This window comes from Streptomyces sp. AK02-01A (genome assembly GCF_033795305.1).
Classification (GTDB): domain Bacteria; phylum Actinomycetota; class Actinomycetes; order Streptomycetales; family Streptomycetaceae; genus Streptomyces.
The window spans coordinates 131,258-150,448 of sequence record NZ_JARBAE010000015.1 but is presented as its reverse complement, the minus strand read 5'-3'; the positions used below and the strand labels follow the sequence as shown (position 1 = coordinate 150,448).

General features: G+C 70.7%; 14 protein-coding genes. 5 read left to right on the top strand and 9 right to left on the bottom strand.

All coding sequences use genetic code 11. The features are described 5' to 3' along the window. Window positions 1-11: 11 nt before the first annotated feature. Window positions 12-1,331 (bottom strand): DUF6716 putative glycosyltransferase, encoded by a 1,320-nt coding sequence (locus PV679_RS16925; protein WP_319681080.1) that lies wholly within the window; start codon window positions 1,329-1,331, stop codon window positions 12-14. A gap of 187 nt (window positions 1,332-1,518) precedes the next feature. On the opposite strand from PV679_RS16925, the gene PV679_RS16920 reads away from it, so the two are divergent. Next, window positions 1,519-2,502 (top strand): glycosyltransferase family 2 protein, encoded by a 984-nt coding sequence (locus PV679_RS16920; RefSeq protein WP_319681079.1) that lies wholly within the window; start codon window positions 1,519-1,521, stop codon window positions 2,500-2,502. Then, entirely contained in the window at window positions 2,502-3,860 is a 1,359-nt protein-coding gene (locus tag PV679_RS16915) for an alpha-2,8-polysialyltransferase family protein (RefSeq protein WP_319681078.1), read from the top strand. The genes PV679_RS16920 and PV679_RS16915 overlap by 1 nt, the downstream gene beginning before the upstream one ends. Window positions 3,861-3,984: 124 nt before the next feature. Here the strand turns inward: PV679_RS16915 and PV679_RS16910 are convergent, their stop codons facing one another. From PV679_RS16910 to PV679_RS16890, 5 genes are all read right to left on the bottom strand, one after another. Beyond that, entirely contained in the window at window positions 3,985-6,249 is a 2,265-nt protein-coding gene (locus PV679_RS16910) for a polysaccharide pyruvyl transferase family protein (RefSeq protein WP_319681077.1), read from the bottom strand. After that, window positions 6,246-7,733, bottom strand: coding sequence for a hypothetical protein (locus tag PV679_RS16905; protein ID WP_319681076.1), 1,488 nt, complete (start codon window positions 7,731-7,733; stop codon window positions 6,246-6,248). Before PV679_RS16905 ends, PV679_RS16910 begins: the two co-directional genes overlap by 4 nt. 253 nt (window positions 7,734-7,986) lie before the next feature. Further along, window positions 7,987-8,976 carry a D-cysteine desulfhydrase family protein gene (locus tag PV679_RS16900; protein WP_319681075.1) on the bottom strand — a complete coding sequence of 330 codons (990 nt, stop codon included), beginning with the start codon at window positions 8,974-8,976 and terminating at the stop codon, window positions 7,987-7,989. Further along, window positions 8,973-9,629: a leucine efflux protein LeuE gene (gene leuE / locus PV679_RS16895; protein WP_319681074.1), complete on the bottom strand. Its 657-nt coding sequence runs from the start codon at window positions 9,627-9,629 to the stop codon at window positions 8,973-8,975. Before leuE ends, PV679_RS16900 begins: the two co-directional genes overlap by 4 nt. Before the next feature lie 61 nt (window positions 9,630-9,690). Beyond that, window positions 9,691-11,289: a methylmalonyl-CoA mutase gene (locus PV679_RS16890; RefSeq protein WP_319681073.1), complete on the bottom strand. Its 1,599-nt coding sequence runs from the start codon at window positions 11,287-11,289 to the stop codon at window positions 9,691-9,693. A gap of 296 nt (window positions 11,290-11,585) precedes the next feature. Between PV679_RS16890 and PV679_RS16885 the strand changes: the two genes are divergently transcribed. Then, window positions 11,586-12,479 (top strand): class I SAM-dependent methyltransferase, encoded by an 894-nt coding sequence (locus PV679_RS16885; protein ID WP_319681072.1) that lies wholly within the window; start codon window positions 11,586-11,588, stop codon window positions 12,477-12,479. A gap of 209 nt (window positions 12,480-12,688) precedes the next feature. Further along, entirely contained in the window at window positions 12,689-13,639 is a 951-nt protein-coding gene (locus PV679_RS16880) for a L,D-transpeptidase family protein (RefSeq protein WP_319681071.1), read from the top strand. A 205-nt stretch (window positions 13,640-13,844) separates the two neighbouring features. On the opposite strand, the gene PV679_RS16875 is transcribed toward PV679_RS16880, so the two are convergent. Together PV679_RS16875 and PV679_RS16870 are read right to left on the bottom strand one after the other, a co-directional pair. Next, window positions 13,845-14,966 carry a hypothetical protein gene (locus PV679_RS16875; protein ID WP_319681070.1) on the bottom strand — a complete coding sequence of 374 codons (1,122 nt, stop codon included), beginning with the start codon at window positions 14,964-14,966 and terminating at the stop codon, window positions 13,845-13,847. After that, the gene (locus PV679_RS16870; protein WP_319681102.1) at window positions 14,966-15,775 is read right to left on the bottom strand and encodes an RNA polymerase sigma factor; all 810 of its coding nucleotides are present in this window, start codon (window positions 15,773-15,775) and stop codon (window positions 14,966-14,968) included. The genes PV679_RS16875 and PV679_RS16870 overlap by 1 nt, the downstream gene beginning before the upstream one ends. Before the next feature lie 574 nt (window positions 15,776-16,349). On the opposite strand from PV679_RS16870, the gene PV679_RS16865 reads away from it, so the two are divergent. Continuing rightward, the gene (locus PV679_RS16865; RefSeq protein ID WP_319681069.1) at window positions 16,350-17,855 is read left to right on the top strand and encodes an ATP-binding protein; all 1,506 of its coding nucleotides are present in this window, start codon (window positions 16,350-16,352) and stop codon (window positions 17,853-17,855) included. A gap of 453 nt (window positions 17,856-18,308) precedes the next feature. Here PV679_RS16865 and PV679_RS16860 read toward each other — a convergent pair whose 3' ends face one another. Continuing rightward, entirely contained in the window at window positions 18,309-19,058 is a 750-nt protein-coding gene (locus PV679_RS16860) for a helix-turn-helix domain-containing protein (RefSeq protein WP_319681068.1), read from the bottom strand. Window positions 19,059-19,191 lie beyond the last annotated feature (133 nt).

Here is a 19,191-nt window from a genome sequence, read left to right as displayed (position 1 = left end):
GGCTCGCCGGTTCACAGCTCGCCCATCCGGCGGATGACGGGGGCCACGCGCTGCACGCCGTGGCGGTAGGCGCCGCGCGCCGCGCCTCGTACGGCCTCGCGCACCACACGGCGGACGCCGCCGGTGCCGGTCTCGGGCGGCGCGGTCGACAGCGCGGTGCCGTCGGTCGCCAGGTGGTAGCGGGCCAGCAGTCCCGGCAGATATCCGGGTGCGGTGGTGGCCGTGTAGTACGGGCTGATCGCGGGCAGCTCGGACTCGTCGAGCAGCCTGGCGACGTGTGCGCGGGCCGCGTCGAAGGCCGAGGCGTACGAGCCGTCGGCGGCGACGCCCTGCTGGTCGGCCCAGACGGCGTCCGGGCGCGGCCGGTAGCCGCTGTCGAGCTGGTCCCAGGAGGCGAGGCAGCCCGAGCCGATGAAGTGGTGGTTTCCGAGCGGCTCACGCACGCCGAAGTCGGTGAGGATCGCGGTGGGAATGCGCCGGTGCAGGGATTCCAGGGCGGCCGTCGAGGAGACGGTGACCAGCAGATCGGTGCGGTCCAGAACCTCGCCCATGTTTCCGTACACGAGGCTGAAGTTGGACGGCAGACCGCCGGGCAGCTTCTCGGCGAGCCGCTGGTACGGGTATTCCTCCACATGCGTGGTGTGCTCGCCGACCCGGCTGCGCAGCTTCAGCAGGACCTCGCGGCGCGGGTGGAGCTGGGCGTGCTGGATCAGGCGCCGCAGCAGATACGTACGGTCGGCGCGGCTGGCCGGCACGGACGGCTGGGCGGCGAAGACGACGGTGTCGCGGCCTTCCTCGGAGTCGTAGCGCGCACCGCCGAGGAAGGGCAGCGCGGCCTCGGTGACCGAGGACGCGTCGGCGCCCACGCCTTCGTACACGTCGCGGAAGCGCCGCGCGTCGTGGCGGGAGTTGGCCAGGACGACATCCGCGCCGTGCCGCAGCAGCAGACCGTCCGAGAGCTTCTCGTAGACGACGCCGACATAGCCGGTGACGACGACGGGCCGGCGCTCCAGGCCCAGCGCCGCCATCCCGTGCAGCATGGCCTGGACGGCGCCGCCGACGAGGGCCAGCACGACGACGTCGTACGACTCCTCGCGCAGGGTCCGCAGGAACGCGGTGCCGGTCATCTCCCGCAGGGCGTCCGCCTCCGCACCGACCTCCGCGAGCTGCCGGGCGGTGGGCGTGGCTCGCCCGCGCAGCAGAAACCCGCTGAGCTCTATGGAGCGGTCTTCGGGGACGATGCGGCGCGCGGTGAGCGCACCCCACTTCCACCGGGTGTCGGAGTCGGCGAGCACTGCGACCCGGACCGCTTGGCTGGTACGTGATGGCACGACCAGGACATTAGGAAGCCATTCCGTTTGTCGGCCCAACTCAATGGCAATAAAGGGTTAACAGAACATCTACGAATGGCGACGAAGGCTCGGAAACGGCCGGGTTCATCATTCCGCCACGCGTCGTTCACCTTCCATGCGTCCAGATGTCAGGGCGGATGAGTTGGCATCGCCTACCTTCATGCGGGTGGTCAAGCTCTCCGTCGTCGTGCCGTTCTACAACGTGCAGACATACGCCCTCGAAACCCTCAGAAGCCTCCGAGCGAACAGCCGTGAGGACTTCGAGTTCCTGTTGGTCGACGACTGTTCGACCGATGGAACCCCGGACATCCTCGAACGCGCCGAGCGTGAGCTTCCCGGGGCGGTCCTGCTCAGACATGAACGGAATGGTGGACTGGCAACCGCACGCAATACGGGTCTCGACGCGGCGCGCGGCGAGTACGTCACATTCCTCGACGGTGACGACTGGGTGGCTCCGGGTTACTACGAACAGCTCCTCGCGTCCATAGAAGGGCTCGGCTGCGACTTCGTCCGGACCGACCACGTCCAGTTCACCGCCAGGGCCCGGACGATCCACCGCGTCCCGGTCGGCCGGCGCGACGAGGTGCTGCGGCCGCGGGACGCGATCCTGCCGGCGCACCGCTCCACCTCGGTCGACTATCCGTACGCCTGGGCGGGCATCTACCACCGGCGCATCGTCGACCGGGGTCTGGTGCACTTCACGGACGGGCTGCGGACGGCCGAGGACCGGCCGTGGATATGGCGGCTGCACCGTGAGGCGGAGTCCTTCGCCGCGGTGGGTCTGCTCGGCATCTTCTACCGGCGCGGAGTGGCCTCGTCGCTCACGCAGATCGGCGATGTCCGCCAGCTCGATTTCATCAAGGCTTTCGACCAGGTCATCGCGGAGACCTCGAAGGACAGCGAAGCGGACCGGTTCCTGCTGAAGGCTGTACGCACCTATTGCGCCATCATCGCCCACCATCTGGGATCGAAGGAACGGTTCGAGCCCGCCGTGGCCCGTCAATTGCGGACCATGAGCGCCGCCGCTCTGAAACGACTGCCCCAGGACGTCTTGAAGGAAGCGCTGGATTCGATGGACCTGGACCGTTCGGCCCGGCTGCGCCGCCTGCGAAGGCGGTCGCTGTCCTCCGCCGGGAAGGCGGCGGCGTGATGGCGCGGTCCGCCCACGACGCGAGCGTGAGGACGACGCAGATCTTCTGTGCCTCGACGCTCTACGGCGCCGCCACTCTGGCCGCCGCGACAGACGGCGGTCTCTTCCGCCCGGCCGCCCGCCGTCTGCTGGTCATCAGCAACAACGCGGGATCGCCCGAGCTGGCACCGTCCGTCGACGAGATGCCCGGGTTCGAGCAGCTCCGCGACAGGTTCGACGACCTGGTGTCGTGGAACGAGACCATCGCGCCGTTCCATCCGGGCGCCTGGGCCCCGCGGCCCGACGACATCCCGATCTGGGAGCGTCATCTGCGGCTGGCGTGGCAGCTCGGCGACGACCGTGTGGAACTGATCGTCGAGTCCATCCAGGTCACTCCCGCGCTCGCCATCGCGCAGATCTTCACCGGCGCGCCCGTCGATGTGTACGCGGACGGCCTGATGAGCTACGGCCCGACCCGGTCCAAGATCGAGCCGCTGGTCGGCGAACGCGTCCGCAGGCTGCTCCATCTCGATCTCGTCCCGGGCCTCAAGCCGCTTCTGCTGACCGAGTTCGGTGTCGAGCCCGAGCTGGTGCCGACGGAGGCGTTCACCCGCGTACTGGACGAACTCACCGACGCCGAGCGGGAGATCGAGACGCCCGCGACGCCTCCGGCGCTGCTGCTCGGCCAGTACCTCTCCGCGCTCGGGATCCTCACCGAGCGGGAGGAGGAGGATCTCCATATCCAGATGGTGCGCGGAGCGGTCGCCCAGGGCCACACGCGGGTGGTGTTCAAACCGCATCCGAACGCTCCCGCCGTCTGGTCGCGCCTCCTGGAGCAGGAGGCGGAGAAGCTCGGCGCCGACCTGACCATCATGGACACTCCGGTGCTCGCGGAGGTGCTGTACCGGCGGCTGAAGCCGGCGCTGGTGGTCGGCTGCTTCTCCACCGCGCTGTTCACGGCGGCGGCCTTCTACGGCATCCCGGTGGCCCGTACCGGCACGGAACTGCTGCTGGAGCGGCTCGCCCCGTACCAGAACAGCAACCGCGTGCCCGTGACGATCGTGGACGCGCTGCTGCCGCCGCTCGACGACAAGGGCACGCACCGGCCCGATCCGCGGGTGGCCGAGCTGCTCGCGGCCGTCGGCTACGCCATGCAGCCGCAGATATATCCGGAGCTGCGGCCGGCGGCGGAGAGCTATCTCTCGCGCCATCTCGACTCGCACACCTGGCGCTACTTCAAGCGCCGCCGGCTCACGGCGCTCGCTCTGCCGGGCGCGGTCCCGGCGCAGCTTTCCCGGATCCCGCGCAACGCGACGGCGCGGCGGATGGTGCGGCGGGCGCGGAAGCTGCGGCGGACGGTGCTGCGTTCCAACTCGTGACGACGGCGCAGGACGGACTCGTGACGACGGCGCAGGACGGATGAGGGCGGGCCACTGATCGGTGTGATCGGTGGCCCGCCCTCTCGCGTGTCGCGCCCGGTCCCGGCATCCGGGCCGGACGGTCTCAGCCGGCCGGAGTGCCCAGGACGGCCCGCAGGTCGGCCGCGTTCGCCTGAGTGACCTTCCACAGTTCGCGCTGCCGGCCGTGCACATCGGCGACGGCCGCGGCGTGGTCGTTCAGCATTCCCAGCGCCCGCTCGGTGAGCAGTGCTCCGAGGTTCTTGTCGTGGACCGAGACGCCCCACTCCGGGCGCTCGATGTCGGACAGGAAGTACGCCATCTTCGGATGCGAGATCAGGCTGATGACCGGTGTCCCGCAGCCGAACGGGATCATGCCGGCGTGCCCGCGCATCCCGATCACCAGCTTCGTACGGGCGTAGGTGTCCCGGATCGCGTCGTTCCCGAAGTCGTACATGGGGATCACCGGCAGCGAGATGCCGTGCTCGCGCCGCAGGTCGAAGGCGATCCGCTCGTCGTCCAGCGAGTGCGCCACACACATGACCTCGGCGTGCGCGCCCAGCGTGCGTACCGCCTTCGCCATCTCGCCGAGGAAGTGCCCGTAATCGTGGCCGAAGCGGAGCCCGGCCCGGTCGTAGGCGGCGTTGATCATGACGGTGTTCTCGCGGTGCTCCGGATCGGTCCAGCCGTCGACGAGCTGCCGGGTGACGGTGGTCGGACAGGGCTGGAAGCGCACCTTGTCGTGGAGTGACGTGGGAAGCAGCGCGCGGACCTTCTCGATCGAGCCGTGGTTGCGCAGTCCGAAGAAGGCGGCGCGTTCGACGAGCAGGCGCAGTCCGGCCTCGAAGCGCCGGCGCCGGTAGGACTGGCCGTCGAAGGCGTTGAAGCCGACCGCGTAGACCATGAGCGGTACGTCGATACGGTTCAGCATCTCGTCGGAGACGTTCCACTGCCAGCCGCTGTTGCCGTTGGGCGCGGTGTCCGGGATGAACAGGCCGCCGCCGCCGATGACCAGCCCGCGCCGGGCGTTGACCCGCTCCAGCGCGGCTTCGTCGAAGAGCCGGTGCGCGTGGACGGAGTGCCAGCGGCGCGAGCCGGTGTCCGCGCCGAAGGTCAGCCGTACGGACTCCGGCAGCAGCTTGTCGCCGGCGTTGCCCTGCTGAGGCATGTAGAAGGCGACATGGGCCAGTTGGTCCTCGGCCGCGCCCTGCTGCGACTTCGGCAGGCCCGTGGTGCGGCGGCGCATCTCCCGGCCGGCCTGGTGCGTCGGGTCGGTGCTGAGCCCGGCGAGCGCGTACTCCCGCGCCGCGCCGTCGTCGCCGTGGATCCAGGCGATCTGCGCCAGCCGGCCGAAGGCGGTCGCGGCGCGCTTGGGAGCGGCGGTGGCCATCAGGAGCTGGGCCCGCGCCTCCTCGTAGCGGGACAGGCTCATCAGCGCGTGGCCGAACACCTCGTGCGGCCATGCCTCGTTCACCGGGATGTGGATCCGGCCGAGCAGATCGGCCGCCTCCTGGTACTCACCGGCGACGATGTGCGCGGTGGCGACCTTGCGGGCGCTCTCCAGGTCCTCGGTGCGTACGACGTGCGGAGTGCCGTAGCGCACGATCAGGTCGTGGTGCGCGGCCGAGGACAGGGCCATGTACGCGGCGTGGAACTCGGCGTCGGCGAGGTCGAACTTCTCCCGGTCCTGCTCCGTCCCGCTGTACTCGGCCTGACCGTCGAGCGGGACGAAGTCTCCGTCCAGCACGGCGTCGAGAACGCCGAGGCCGGGACCGGAGCCGTCGCCGTCTCCGTACGCTCCGGCGCGGCCCGCCGCGTCCAGCCGCGCGCAGAACGCGTCGGTCAGATACTCCCGCTGGACGACCAGCGGCCCGGCCGCGATCCGGTGCCGGCCGCCGGAGCCGCCGGACGGCCGGCTGAAGGCGGCCAGTCCGTCACGCTGCCTCAGCAGTGCGCCGAGACCGCCGAGCACCACAGTGTCCGGGTCCAGCGTGATGACGGTGTCGTAGTCGCGGATACGGAACACGTCGAGGAGGAAGCAGTCGCGGCGGGACGATTCGTCGACGGCGTACGTCGCGTAGCGCTCGGTGGCGACCGGACGCGGCTCGATCCGCGGATGCAGCGCGCCGATCCGGGCGAGCGCGTCGGCGGACAGACCGTCGTGCAGGACGACGAAGTCCTCGCACACGTCCGGGTTGGAGAGCGCGAGGCTGCGCAGCAGCGCCAGGAAGCCGGGCACGCGGGCGTCGTCGACGAAGGCGGCGAAGGCGATACGGCGCTTTCCCGTCAGCGTGTTCGCCGGGGCCGGCACGGCCGGAGAGACGGCTTCGCGGGCGGCGGCCCGGTCACCGGAGAGCGGGACGGCGGTCATCTCAGGGATATCCTCATATCGGTGACACTCTGTGCGCGTTCCATGACCCATGCCTTCTCGGCCGCGCGCTCACGCTCGGAGGTGAGCGGTACGCGCATCGCTCCTGGCAGGCGGTGGACACCGCTCTCGTAGAAGTCGAAGCCGATCAGATCGAGCGTCGGGCTGACATCCAGGAAGTCCAGCAGCCACAGCGTGTTGAAACCGCTGGTCGGGACGGAGGGCCAGGCGTCCCAGCCGATGCCGCCGATATGGCGCAGCGGCCAGCGCAGCGACTCGTCGGCCACATACCGCTGGGCGCCGGAGACCAGCCGTTCGCGCAGCGAGTAGCGCCACTCCTCCGAGGCGCCGCCGTAGACGATCCGCGTGGTCACCGGCCGGTCCCAGTTGTGGCCGTGCTCATGGCTGGTGGCATGGATGTCGGTACGGCTGCCGGTGGCCGCCGCGTCGATCCGGTAGGAGCTGAAGCGGACGACCAGGTCGTACGCGTCTATTTCGGGACCCAGTGCGCTCCGGCCGAGGCTTTCGGAGTTGGCGACCAGGCAGACGGACTTGCCGGTGATCAGATTGCGCAGCTCACCGAGGCTGATCCAGTCGACTCCGCCGAAGGTGGGGTCGGCGAGCGGCGGCCGCATCCGGTTTCTGCGCTGCTCGGCGTAGTGGCCAATGAGCTCGCTCAGCGCCGAGGCGTCACCGCCGGCTCCCTCCATCCGCAGATCGAGGTACTGGCCGACGGCGTTCTGGAGTTCCAGCACCGGCCGGCCGGCCCGGCCCATGGCCAGCAGCGCGCCGACCAGCCGCGGCTCCGCCTGCTCCCGCTCGCCGCCGGTGTGCAGCCGTATTCCCTCGGCCCACAGGTCGTCGGCGGGCCCGCCGGCGAAGCTCTCGGCCGGCGGGCAGGCGCGGGCCAGTAGCTGGAGCATCTCGCCCTGCCGGCGCGCGGCGATCCGCAGTCCGGCGAGCCGCGGAGCCACACCGAACCGGTCTTCGGTGGTCAGTTCGAGATAGCGCTCGTACGCCTCGATGGCGGCGGTCTCGTCGCCGAGGGCTTCCAGCGTCCGGGCGCGCAGGCGCCAGGCGGCGCGGGACGCCTTGCGCTGGGTGAGCACGGTGTCGGTGATGAGCAGCGCGAGCCGCAGCTCCTCGCCGTCACCGCACTCCATGGCCTTGGTGCCGACGGCGAGCAGCGCGTCGAGCAGTTCGCCGTCGAGCTGACCGCCGGCGCCGGACGCCTCGCGCCCGCCCGCCGCGTTCTGTGCCGAGTCCTGGACGGTGCGGAGGTGCCGCAGTTTCCCGGCCAGTTCGGTGCGCTTGCGGTCGTCGCCCGCGACGAGCCTGTCGCCGTGCAGCGCGCAGGCCCGCAGACAGTCCGCCGGGTCCGTCGGCGTGATCCGGGCTTCGGGCCCCGACGTGTCCGGTGGTACGGCGGCGTTCTTGGCGGTCTTGCCGCCTCGCCGTCTCGGCCACAGGCTGCGGACCTTCGTCATGTTGCTCCCGGCGTCTACTTGCCCACGGACAGATGGTGGGTGGGTGACAGAGTAGGAAACCTCCTCGCCCGGAAGGTGAACTTCCACCGTCGGGCAGGGAAACGAAACGCTTCAGACGTCATTTCCGGCCAACGCGCGCCGCTCGGCTCCGCCGGTGTCACTCGTCACCGCGCGGCAGCGGCGTCCGGTCGACTCCCGCGACGGCCGGACCGGTCCCGGCCGATGTCACCGGCCGTTCCTCGACCGGCCCGGCTCAGCCGCCGGTCGCGCCGCTCCGCGCCCAGCCGACCGTGGGCCCATGGCCGAAGAAACCCGGCAGTCCGCCGCTGTGCAGGAAGACGGTCCGCCGTCCCGGGCGTACCTCGCCGTCCTCGGCCGCCGCCATCAGACCCGCCATCGCCCGGCCCGTGTAGATCGGGTCCAGGATGATTCCCTCGGTGCGCGCCGTCGTCCTCATGGCGGCCTTCACCGGTTCCGTGAGGCTCGCGTAGCCGTCGCCGACCTGGTCGAGCCGCAGCCTCAGCCCCGCCGGTTCGACTCCTCCGGCCGACAGGCCCGCGACCAGACGGCGTACGGTGCGCGCCGGATCGGGCACGGCGCCGCAGTGGACACCGAGCACGCGTTCCGCGCCGAGCGTGTGCACCAGCCCCGCCATCGTGCCTCCGGAACCGACGGCGGTGACCACCAGAGACAGATCGGGCGCCTGCGCGAGCAGTTCCCGGCCGCACTCGGCGTAGCCGCGGGCTCCCGTCACACTCGATCCGCCGAACGGGATCAGCGCGGGCGCCGCGCCCTCGCTCCGCAGGCGCGCCACGACCTCCTCCAGCGTGGCCGCCAGCGTGGTCTCGTCCACGTCTCCGGCCCAGACGATCTCCGCACCCAGCAGGCCGTCGAGCGCGACATTGCCCGAAGCCGCGCCGTCCGGCGTCCCGGCGAGGACCAGCACGACATCCAGTCCGAGCCGGGCGCCCGCGGCGGCCGTGAGCCGGGCGTGGTTGCTCTGCGCGGCGCCGCTGGTGACCAGCGTCCCGGCGCCCTCGGCCAGCGCGGCGCCGCAGAGCCACTCCAGCTTGCGGACCTTGTTCCCGCCGCCGCCGAGCCCGATCAGGTCGTCGCGCTTGAGCCACAGATCGTCCGGCCCGAGCCCCAGCGCACGCGCCAGTCGCGGCGCGGGCTCCAGCGGTGTCGGCCGGCTCGCCAGCGGCACCGGTTCCGGCGCGCCATGATCCGCCGCGGCCGTCATACGGAACTCACCGAGAGCTTCGCGGCGAAACCGAGGAAGAGCGCTCCGGCCGCCGTGGTCGCGCCGGCCGAGAGGCGCTTGCGGCGGCGGAAGGCGGCGGCCAGTCTCGTACCGCCGAAGATCAGGGCCGTCAGATAGAGCGCGCTCGCCAGATTGGCGAGGAATCCCAGCAGTACGAAGGAGAGCGCCGGATGCGCGTAGCCGGGATCGACGAACTGCACGAAGAACGAGATGAAGAACAGGATCGCCTTGGGATTGAGCAGGCCGATCACCAACGCCCTGCGGTAGGGCCGTTCGACGGAGGCCGACGCGGCGGGCTCGCCGGTGTCCTCCGCCGGGCGCTCGTGCCGGCCGCGCCACAGCGACCACGCCGTGCGCATCATCCCGATGGCCAGCCAGGTCAGATACCCGGCGCCGGCGTACTTCACCACGCCGAAGAGCAGCGCGTTGCCGTGCAGCAGCGACGCGACACCGGCGGCGGAGAGCACCATCAGCACGGTGTCGCCGCACCAGACACCGGCGGCGGCCTTGTATCCGTCCTTTATCCCGCGGCGCGCCGCGACCGAGAGCACATAGAGCGAATTCGGTCCCGGCAGCAGCACGATCAGGATGAGACCGACCAGATAGGTCGGCAGATCAGTGACACCCAGCATGTGCCGGAGTGTCGCACACGCGCCGCCGCCGGGAGCCACACGGGCCTGGCCGCAGGCGAATTCAGGACGCGTCCACCGGTGTGTACACGCCCCACACCGCCCGCAGTGCGTCGCAGACCTCGCCCACCGTGGCCCGCGCCCTGAGCGCGGCCTTCATCGGCGGCAGCACATTGGCCGTTCCCTCCGCCGCCGCTTTCAGTGCCGCCAGCGCGGTGTCCACCGCGGGCCGGTCGCGTTCCGCGCGCAGCCGGGCCAGCCCGGCCGCCTGCTGGGCCTCGGTCGCCGGGTCGACACGCAGTGGTTCGTACGGCTCCTCCTCGTCCAGGACATAACGGTTGACGCCGACGACCACGCGCTCGCCGCTCTCCGTCTCCCGCGCGACGGCGTACGCGCTGCGCTCGATCTCGCTCTTCTGGAAGCCGCGCTCGATGGCGCCGACCGCGCCGCCGAGGTCCTCGATCCGGTTCATCAGCGCGACCGCCGCGGCCTCCACCGCGTCCGTCATGTTCTCGACGGCGTACGAGCCGGCGAAGGGGTCGACGGTCGCGGTGACATCGGTCTCGTACGCCAGGACCTGCTGGGTACGCAGCGCCAGCCGGGCCGACTTGTCCGTGGGCAGCGCGATGGCCTCGTCGTAGGAGTTGGTGTGCAGCGACTGCGTACCGCCGAGGACCGCCGCGAGGCCCTGCACCGCCACCCGGACCAGATTGACCTCCGGCTGCTGGGCGGTGAGCTGCACGCCGGCCGTCTGGGTGTGCAAGCGCAGCATCTGCGACCTGGGGTCCTTCGCGCCGAACTCCTCGCGCATCACTCTGGCCCAGATCCGCCGCGCGGCGCGGAACTTGGCGACCTCTTCGAGGATCGTCGTCCGCGCGACGAAGAAGAAGGAGAGCCGCGGCGCGAAGTCGTCGACGTCCATCCCGGCGGCGACAGCCGTCCGCACATACTCGATGCCGTCGGCCAGCGTGAACGCGATCTCCTGCGCGGGCGAGGCTCCGGCCTCCGCCATGTGGTAGCCGGAGATCGAGATGGTGTTCCAGCGCGGCAGCTCGGCCCGGCAGTACGCGAAGATGTCCGCGGTCAGCCGCAGCGAGGGCTTGGGCGGGAAGATATAGGTGCCGCGGGCGATGTACTCCTTGAGCACATCGTTCTGGACGGTGCCGGTCAGCCGCGCCGCCGGGACGCCCTGCTCCTCCGCCACCAGTTGGTAGAGGAGCAGCAGCAGGGCCGCGGGCGCGTTGATCGTCATCGATGTGGAGACCTGGTCCAGCGGGATCGCGTCGAACAGCACACGCATGTCGTCGATCGAGTCGATCGCCACACCGACCTTTCCGACCTCGCCGCTCGCGATCGGCGCGTCGCTGTCGTATCCCATCTGGGTCGGCAGGTCGAACGCCACGGACAGGCCCGTCGTGCCGTGCGCGATCAGCCGCCGGTAGCGCGCGTTGGACTCGACCGCCGTGCCGAAGCCCGCGTACTGACGCATCGTCCACGGGCGGCCCCGGTACATCGTCGGACGGACCCCGCGGGTGAACGGGTACGAGCCCGGCTCGCCGAGCTTCGCCACGGGGTCCCATCCGTCCAGCGAGGCGGGCCCGTAGACCGCTTCGACGGGCAGTCCGCTCTCGGTGACTCGCTCGCTGCCGGGCCCGCTCGCCATCCGCTCCGCCTCCCGCCGGGCCGACCGCCGCGACCGGCCGCCACCGCCACCGTCCGCCGGTGATGACGGACTACGCGACGGACTGTAGCGGCGAGCGCGCGGTGGCCCGCGGGTCACACGCGCCGGGCGTGGCGTCCTTCCGGCCACCGGGTGCGTCACGCGTCCACCGACACCCGGGCCCGGGAACCGGAAGCGCTCACTCCTCAACCAGAAGCCTTGTACCGATCGCCAAGAGTTCATCTGGCCAGCATCCGCAGGTGGCCCGTGTACGGAGCGGGCGGCGTAGGTTCCGCCGCATGGTTTCTCTCCTGAGCACCCGGCTGGCGAAGCGGCTTCTGCGCCCCGCCGCGACGCTGGTGGACCGGCGTATCAACCGTTCCACGTCCGCCCTGCGCGCCGACATCAAGGCCCTGCGCGCCGAGCAGTACGCGTTCAACCTGCTCTTCGACAGAACGGGGCGCAGCGGGTCTCGGATAGTCACACCCGCGAGCATCGACACCCTGGTGCGGGAGATCGCCTCCGTGACGGGCGAGGACGAGAGGTCCGCCCGTCGCAATGTCACCATCGCCTTCCGTAATGTGATCGCGCTGGAGGCGCTCGCCGTGGGAAGGCTCGCCGGCTCCACGTCCAATGTGTGCGGCAAGCTCGCCACCGTTCCACTGCTTGCCCCGCCGAACGAGAACGTGCTCGAAATCGGCACCCTGTACGGGCTGTTCTCGGCCACGCTGATGCGGATGCTGCACCGCGCCGGTATCGAGGCGCGGCTGACGATCGTCGACCCGTTGGCGGGCAGCCAGCTCCAGCCCGGCGCGAAGCAGGCTTCCGATCCAACCGGCACGCCGGTACGGATGGACGTCGTACGCGCCAACCTGGCGCTGGGCGGCCAGGCGGGTGCCGAGGCACGCGTCGAGAAGGGATTCTCGGGCGATCCCGATGTACAGGCGGCGGTCTCCGACCGGCAGTACGGCGTGATCATCGTGGACGGCGACCACTCCATGGACGGCGTGCTCGCCGACCTCGAATGGGTCGAGAAGATCGTCGCAGCGGGCGGAATCGTTGTCCTGGACGACTACGGCGACGGCCGCTGGCCGGGAGTGAAGGACGCTCTGGACAAACACCTGGCGAGCGGCTCGTCGCGGCTGGCGCTGCTGGGCAAAGTGTCCACGTCGGCGTTCCTGCGGGCATCCTGAACGACCCGCGTCCAGAAGCGGACGCACCCGTCCCGGCCCCTCAGCCACCGTCTTTTCTGGCGAGCCGCCCGTCGGTAGTCACCTCCCGTCAAAAGAGGGACGACTCCGGCCGGCGGCTCCGCCCGCGTTTACGCGACCGCGCCACAAGGGGAACTGTCTGAAGGACAAAACAGACGCCTTGGGACACGGGAAAGACTGGTGGGACGAGGATGCTCACGAAATCCGTCATGGGCACGGGGATCGCCACGGCCGCCGTGCTCGCCATGAGTGTCGGCTGTACGGTGCGGCCCGTCACCGACGGCGCGGTGACCGATGCCAAACCGATGGGCCGTCTTCCGGGAGCGAGCGTCACACCCGTCGCCGAGCAGCCGTCGTGGAAAGCGTCCTGGACACCGTCGCCGGGGCCCGCCGACGGCCGGCCGGTGGTCTCCACACCGGACCCGACACCCACGCCGACGCCGACACCCACGCCGACACCCACACCTACGCCAACGCCAACGCCTACGCCGACACCGACCGTGCCGAAGCCCGTCACTCTGATGGCGATGGGCGCGCGGAGCGAGCTGGTCCGGGAACTCCAGGCCAGGCTGCGGCAGATCCAGCATTTCAACCGCGCTCCGAGCGGTTATTACGGCTCCGAGACGGTCGCGGCCGTTTCCTCCTTCCAGGGCAGGCGCGGTCTGCCGCGTACCGGCGTGACGGACACCCTCACCTGGCGGAAACTGGTCTCCATGACCAGGCAGCCGACCCGCGTCGAGCTGCGTCCGCCCGTCGTCAAGCCGGTCCCGAAGCCCGATCGCCGGTGCGCGAAGGGCCGGGTGCTGTGCATCAGCAAGAAGAACCGCAAGCTCTTCTGGATGATCAACGGCAAGGTCAGGTCGACGATGGACGTCCGCTTCGGCTCGCAGTACGCGCCGACCCGCGAGGGCACGTTCACGGTGTACTGGAAGTCGCGCAACCACGTGTCGACGCTCTATCACACCGCCATGCCGTACTCGATGTTCTTCAGCGGCGGCCAGGCGGTGCACTACTCCGAGGACTTCGCGCTCTACGGCTATGACGGCGCCTCGCACGGCTGCGTCAATGTCCGGGACAAAAAGAAGATCGCCTCGGTCTACGGGCAGGTCCGCACCGGCGACAAGGTGTTCATCTACAAGTGAGACCGTCCGCCGACAAGAGCGACCGAGCCGGGAAGAGGCGCGGGCGGGACCGGGGGAACGTGTCCCGCCCGCGCCGATGCGCCGAGCCGAAGGTACGGGGGGAACCCCGGCTCTCTGCGCGGCCGATGACCAGTCGGCCTACTCCCTACTGCGTCATGGTCCGGAAAAACGTCACACCTGTCCCGTGCGCACACGTGCCCGCCGATCAGGTGAGACCGGGCGGCGAGACGCCGGGGCTCGGCTCCGGATCCTGATCGCCGGGCACCTGATCGCCGGGGAGCGGACCCGAGACCGGAGACAGCTCCGGAGAGGGCGCGGACGGCGACGGCTCACCGGGCTCGGGCGGCGTCGACGGCCAGGACACCGGAGGCCCGGCGGGCGAGCCCGGCAGGCCACCACCGTCCGAGGCCCCGTCGTCCGCGCCGCCGCCGCCGGACTTCACACCCTCGCCTCCCGTGCCACCGCCGTCCTCGCCGAGCAGCCGGTCACAGAGACGTTCGACCTCCGGAGCGCCGTGTACCGCCGACTCCAGAGCGACCTTGGCCTTCGCGTCGATCTTCCCGCTGCGGTAGTCGCGGCAGGCCCTGACGGCCTCTCGGTACCGCTGGCCGGCCCGGCTGTTCGCGAGAGCGGACCAACCGCCGTGCTCACCGCCGGTTCCGGCGTCGTCGTCTGCGTCGCCCGCCTCGTCCGTGGCGTCTCCGTCGGGCCCGGCCGGACCACCGGCGGCCCCGGAGCCCGTCCGGTACGAGGGTCCGGGCGAGGCATGACCCATACCGTCCTTGCCCGGCGTGTCCGGGAAACCGGACGGGTGTCCGGAGGGGCCCCGGCCACCGTCGGTCGACTCCGACACCAGCGGTCCCGGCGAGGCCGCCGCCGAGACGGGGCCCCCGGGGACGGAGCCGCGCTCGCCGTCGAACAGCGCGGGCAGCAGACCGACGACGGCCACCGCGCCCAGCGCGCATCCGGCCACCGCGGCGACAAGTCCCGTCCGCAGCGAGTGGCCGGACCGCCGCGGGCGTACGGCGCCGGGCGCGGGAGCGAGACGCACCGTCGCCAGCAGGTCCTCGGCGCGCGGTCCCTCCGGTCTCACGGGGCCCGGTCTCTCGCCGCCGGCCGTCCGCCGGCGCCGGAAGGCGGCCAGAGCCGCCTTCTCACCGGGGAGTTCGGCATCGTTTGCGTATGTGACGGCGCCGATCTCGCGCAGGGCACCGGCGAGCCGCTCCGCCCGGCGCCGGACGTGTTCGTCCACGGCCCCGACCGGCTCACCACTCAGCAATCGCTCCGCCGTGTCCTTGTCGGGCCACGCGTCACGCTCGTCGGCCATCACATGTCCTTCTGCGTCCGCAGGCGCGAATGCGTCACACCCGCGGACGCCGCGACCCCCGGTCGGACACTGCGCTGCGGCGGAACTCCGCCGAGTCCCGGGCGATGACCTGCGGCGCTGTGGCGCGCGGCGCCGGCCGGTTCGCCGCTCGCTCCGCGAGAGGAGTGGTAAGCGGTTTCTCCGGCGATGCCGGAGGACGCGTCACCGGTGGGCCCTCGGTCCGTACCGCCGTCGGCGTCGTCCGGGTCGTCGGAGCCGCCGTCCTTCTCCAGCAGTTCGGCCAGCCGTTTGAGCCCGCGGTGCGCGGCCGTCCGTACCGCGCCCGGTCGCTTGCCCAGTGTCCTGGCCGCGCTCTTGGCGTCGAGTCCGACGACGACCCGCAGCACGACGGCCTCCGCCTGGTCCTGCGGCAACCGCGCTATCAGCGCCATGGTCCGGCCGGTGGCGAGGGCCTCCATGGCCTCGTCCGCCGTGTCCGACTCGGCCGGCTTCCCGGACAGTTCGGTGTCGTCGGCGCCGACGGCGGGACGCCTGCCGCGCATCCGGATGTGATCGAGAGCGCGGTTACGGGCTATCCGGGCCGCCCAGCCACGGAAGCGGTCGGCGTCACCGCTGAAACGGCCCAGGTCGCGGGATATCTGCAGCCATGCCTCGGAGGCCACGTCCTCCGCGTCCGGTTCACCGACGAGCGTCCGCAGATAGCCCAACAGCCGCGGGTGCACCGAGCGGTACACAGTCCGGAAGCCGTCCTCGTCCCCGTCCTGCGCCGCGAGCACCGCGGCGGTCAGCTCCGCGTCGTCCCCCAGCACTCCCACACCTGTCCTGAAATCGCGGCTGGTCGCTGCCGCGCCCCGCGCGTTTCTGCACGCTACGGCCTCGCCAGGGCCCACGTCCATGACTTGTACAACCCGCAACAACTTACCGACGTCATGCGGTGTGACAGAAAACGCACCCCCGGCGCAGATAGGAGTACGGGGCCGTACCGCGGCTCCGGCGGACGGCGACCGGGGCCTCTCCTGTGGGGGGTGGCGGCCCCGGTCGTCCTCCTGACTCCCCCCGCTCCGGCCTGGAATGATGCGCGGCATCGCTGGCGGATGCGGCCAACGCGTGACCAACGCGTCCAGGCGTTCACCCGATCCGCGAGGCGACAGCGGCGACGTCACCGGCCGCTACCTCAGCGACCACTGGAGCCGACGGCCACACGAGCTGGCTGTCCGGAAAACCCTGAGGCGCTTCGGTGAGTGGATCCGGAACACGAGCCGCCCCGGGACCACGAGGGAAAACGGGTTTCAGGAGCAGCAGGCCAAAGGTAATCCCACTGCGACGTTTTACGTCGAAGTACACTTAGACGAAAAACGTCGCAGTCGACCTGTAGGAGGCCCGGTGAAGACGAACCTGCTTGCCAAGCCGGATGACGTGGTCGATCGGGACCGGGAGTGGGGCCTGCTTACGGAGTTCCTCTCCGATCCGGATCCCGCGATGCGGCTCGGCATCGTGTCCGGGCGGCGTCGGCACGGGAAGTCGTACCTGCTGCAGGCCCTGTCCGAGCAGGTCGGCGGCTTGTATGTCACGGCGGTCCGGGAGGAGGGACGGCTGCCCGCGATCCAGCGGTTCAGCGATGCGGTCGCTGCCCACGCGGGCCTGCGGTCCGGCAGTCTGCGCCTGACCGATTGGCGGGATGTGCTGTCCAACGCCCTGGACGTGACCGCCCGTTCACCTCACCCGCTCCTGGTGATCGACGAGTTGCCCTATCTGCTCCAGCACTCGCCCGAGATCCCGGGCCTGCTCCAGCAGCTTTACGACGAGCGCCAGCGCGGTTCCCGCCCCAGCGCCGGACCAGGCCCGCGGTTGATCCTGTGCGGTTCCGCGATGAGCGTCATGCACGAACTGCTCTCGGGGACGAAGCCGCTGCGCGGCAGGGCCGTGGTCGATCTACGGCTGGGGCCCTTCGACTACCGGGGTAGCCGTACCTTCTGGCAGATCAGCGACCCGCTGACCGCGCTGAAAGTGCACGCAGTCCTCGGCGGCGCACCCGGCTACCGGCCGGTGGCCGGCCGCCCGCACCCCGACGACGGCTTCGATACCTGGCTCGCCCACACCCTGCTCGACCCCGGCCGGGCGGTCTACTCACGGACCGAGACCGAATACCTGCTACGCGAGGACCCGAGGATCACACAGCACACGCTGTACTACGACATCCTCACCGCCATCGCCCAGGGCGCCACCACCCCCAGCAAGATCGGCGCGGCCCTTGAGCGTCCGCGCAACGCCGTCGCCCACCCGCTCGGCGTGCTGGAGTCGACCGGCTACATCCGGCGCGAGCAGGACATCCTGCGCACCCGCCACCCGGTCATCACGCTGGCCGACCCGGTCATCCGCTTCAACCAGTTGATCACCCTCCCGGGGGCCGCCGCAGTCGAGCAGGGATTCGCCGAACAGGTCTGGCAGCAAGCCGCCCCCACCTTCAACTCCAAGATCCTCGGCCCGCACTTCGAGGATCTGACCCGCGACTTCACACGCCGCTACGCCCACACCCTGCTGCCCGCGGGTCTGCCCGGCCCACTCGGCACCACCGAGGTCGCCGACCAAGCCGCCCGGACAAAATACGAGGTCGACGTCATCGCCCTGGCCGCCGGCGAGCGCCCGCAGGCACCCCGCGCGAAGATCGCGCTCCTTGGAGAGGCCAAAGCCACCGCCGCCCGCCGGGGCACCGGAGACCTGGAACGCCTGGAACACATCCGCGACCTGCTCACCGACCAGGGCTACCACACCACCGGCACCGTACTGGCCCTGTACTCGCTGCACGGCTTCTACCCCGACCTGATCGAGCTGGCCGCCCGCCGACACGACGTCCTCCTGGTCGACTTGCCCACTCTCTATTCGGCATAAGGCGAAGGGCTCACCTTCACAGGCGAGCCCTTCCTCAAGCTTTCAGTTCCCGGAAGAGAGAGCAGTTCAAGAACTCAGGAAACAGTGAACCGGAACTCCATCACACGCCTCCGCCCTGCTTGGCGTACTCCTTGCCCTCCATGCGGGCCGATCCAGGAGCAAGCGAGAACCTCGACTCGGCAGGAGAAATGCTTGGTCAGGCGCCCCTACGGATCAGTCGGGCCAGGGGTGGCGGCCCCGGTCGTCCTCTCATTCCGCCGGGCGATGCGCCATCGTGCGGCCCGGCGACCGGTACCGCACATGGCGGAGACCTCGACGGGGCTCCCTCCCGCGTCCAGGTGGCGCCGCCGCCGTGCCCGCTCAGGGGCCTTCCGGGCGGGTGTTCAGGGCCCATACGCCCGCGTCGCTTCCAAACCGGTGCAACTCCGCCATGGCGGCTTTTCGGTCAACCGTTCAGCCGGAACCGCGAGTTCCATGGGTCTCGGGATGACCGCACCGTGCCGGTACATAGTTGACGAGGCCGACCGGCCCGGGCTGTGCGAAGAGGCTGACCACCGGGGTGCCCAACTCCCGTACACCACCCGGCTGACGCTGCGCGGGCGCCCGGCCGGCCGGTGGCTCCGGCAGGCACAGGCCGCAGGACGCCGGGCACGGGTCGGTGTCCGCGGCGAGGACGTCCAGGGCCCGGTCCAGCCGGTCCACCAGCTCTCTCGCCGCACCGAGCAGATCCGTCAGCCACTCGTTGCCCGGTTCGGTCCGCCCCGGGTGCCCGGCCGGTTCGGCCGCCACGGAGGGACCGGCCGTGTCCTGCGGCGCCCTCCGCACCGGGGCACCGGCCCGATCCGCCGCGGCCAGAAGATGGTTGCGTACCAGCACCCGGTGGACCGTCGTCCGGGAGGGCGGCATCCCGACGCCCAGCCGGCCGAGTGCCGCATGGAGGCGCTGCGCGCCCCAGTCCGGGTGCTGTTCACGCAGCGAGCAGATCAGCGCCTCCACGGAAGGGTCGAGCCGCGCCGGGCTCAGATGTGGTCTTCGGGACCGGTCCGCGAGGCCCGCCCCGCCTTCCGCCGTGTACCTTCTGCGCCAATTGTGGAGTGTCTGCCGCGAGACGCCGTTGCGCCGGGCGACCTCGGCGACCGGGTCGCCCGACAGCACCGACAGCACCGCCCGGTAGCGCTGCTCTGGACTCGCGTGACGACTCACCGATCCGCCTCCTCGCGTGGGGGTCCACCACCGGTGTAGACGATCACACGTTTCAACGATGTCTCCGCCCGGCTCGGCAGAGGTGAAACATGTCCCGGCACGGGGAGTCAAGAATGTCATGGAACTCTTTACG

Bases quoted from the DNA above. Each gene is read 5' to 3' on its own strand.
- leuE (WP_319681074.1), bottom strand. From the start codon at position 9,629: ATGCTGGGTGTCACTGATCTGCCGACCTATCTGGTCGGTCTCATCCTG.
- PV679_RS16875 (WP_319681070.1), bottom strand. From the start codon at position 14,966: ATGGCCGACGAGCGTGACGCGTGGCCCGACAAGGACACGGCGGAGCGA.
- PV679_RS16915 (WP_319681078.1), top strand. From the start codon at position 2,502: ATGGCGCGGTCCGCCCACGACGCGAGCGTGAGGACGACGCAGATCTTC.
- PV679_RS16890 (WP_319681073.1), bottom strand. From the start codon at position 11,289: ATGGCGAGCGGGCCCGGCAGCGAGCGAGTCACCGAGAGCGGACTGCCC.
- PV679_RS16880 (WP_319681071.1), top strand. From the start codon at position 12,689: ATGCTCACGAAATCCGTCATGGGCACGGGGATCGCCACGGCCGCCGTG.
- PV679_RS16900 (WP_319681075.1), bottom strand. From the start codon at position 8,976: ATGACGGCCGCGGCGGATCATGGCGCGCCGGAACCGGTGCCGCTGGCG.
- PV679_RS16905 (WP_319681076.1), bottom strand. From the start codon at position 7,733: ATGACGAAGGTCCGCAGCCTGTGGCCGAGACGGCGAGGCGGCAAGACC.
- PV679_RS16910 (WP_319681077.1), bottom strand. From the start codon at position 6,249: ATGACCGCCGTCCCGCTCTCCGGTGACCGGGCCGCCGCCCGCGAAGCC.
- PV679_RS16885 (WP_319681072.1), top strand. From the start codon at position 11,586: ATGGTTTCTCTCCTGAGCACCCGGCTGGCGAAGCGGCTTCTGCGCCCC.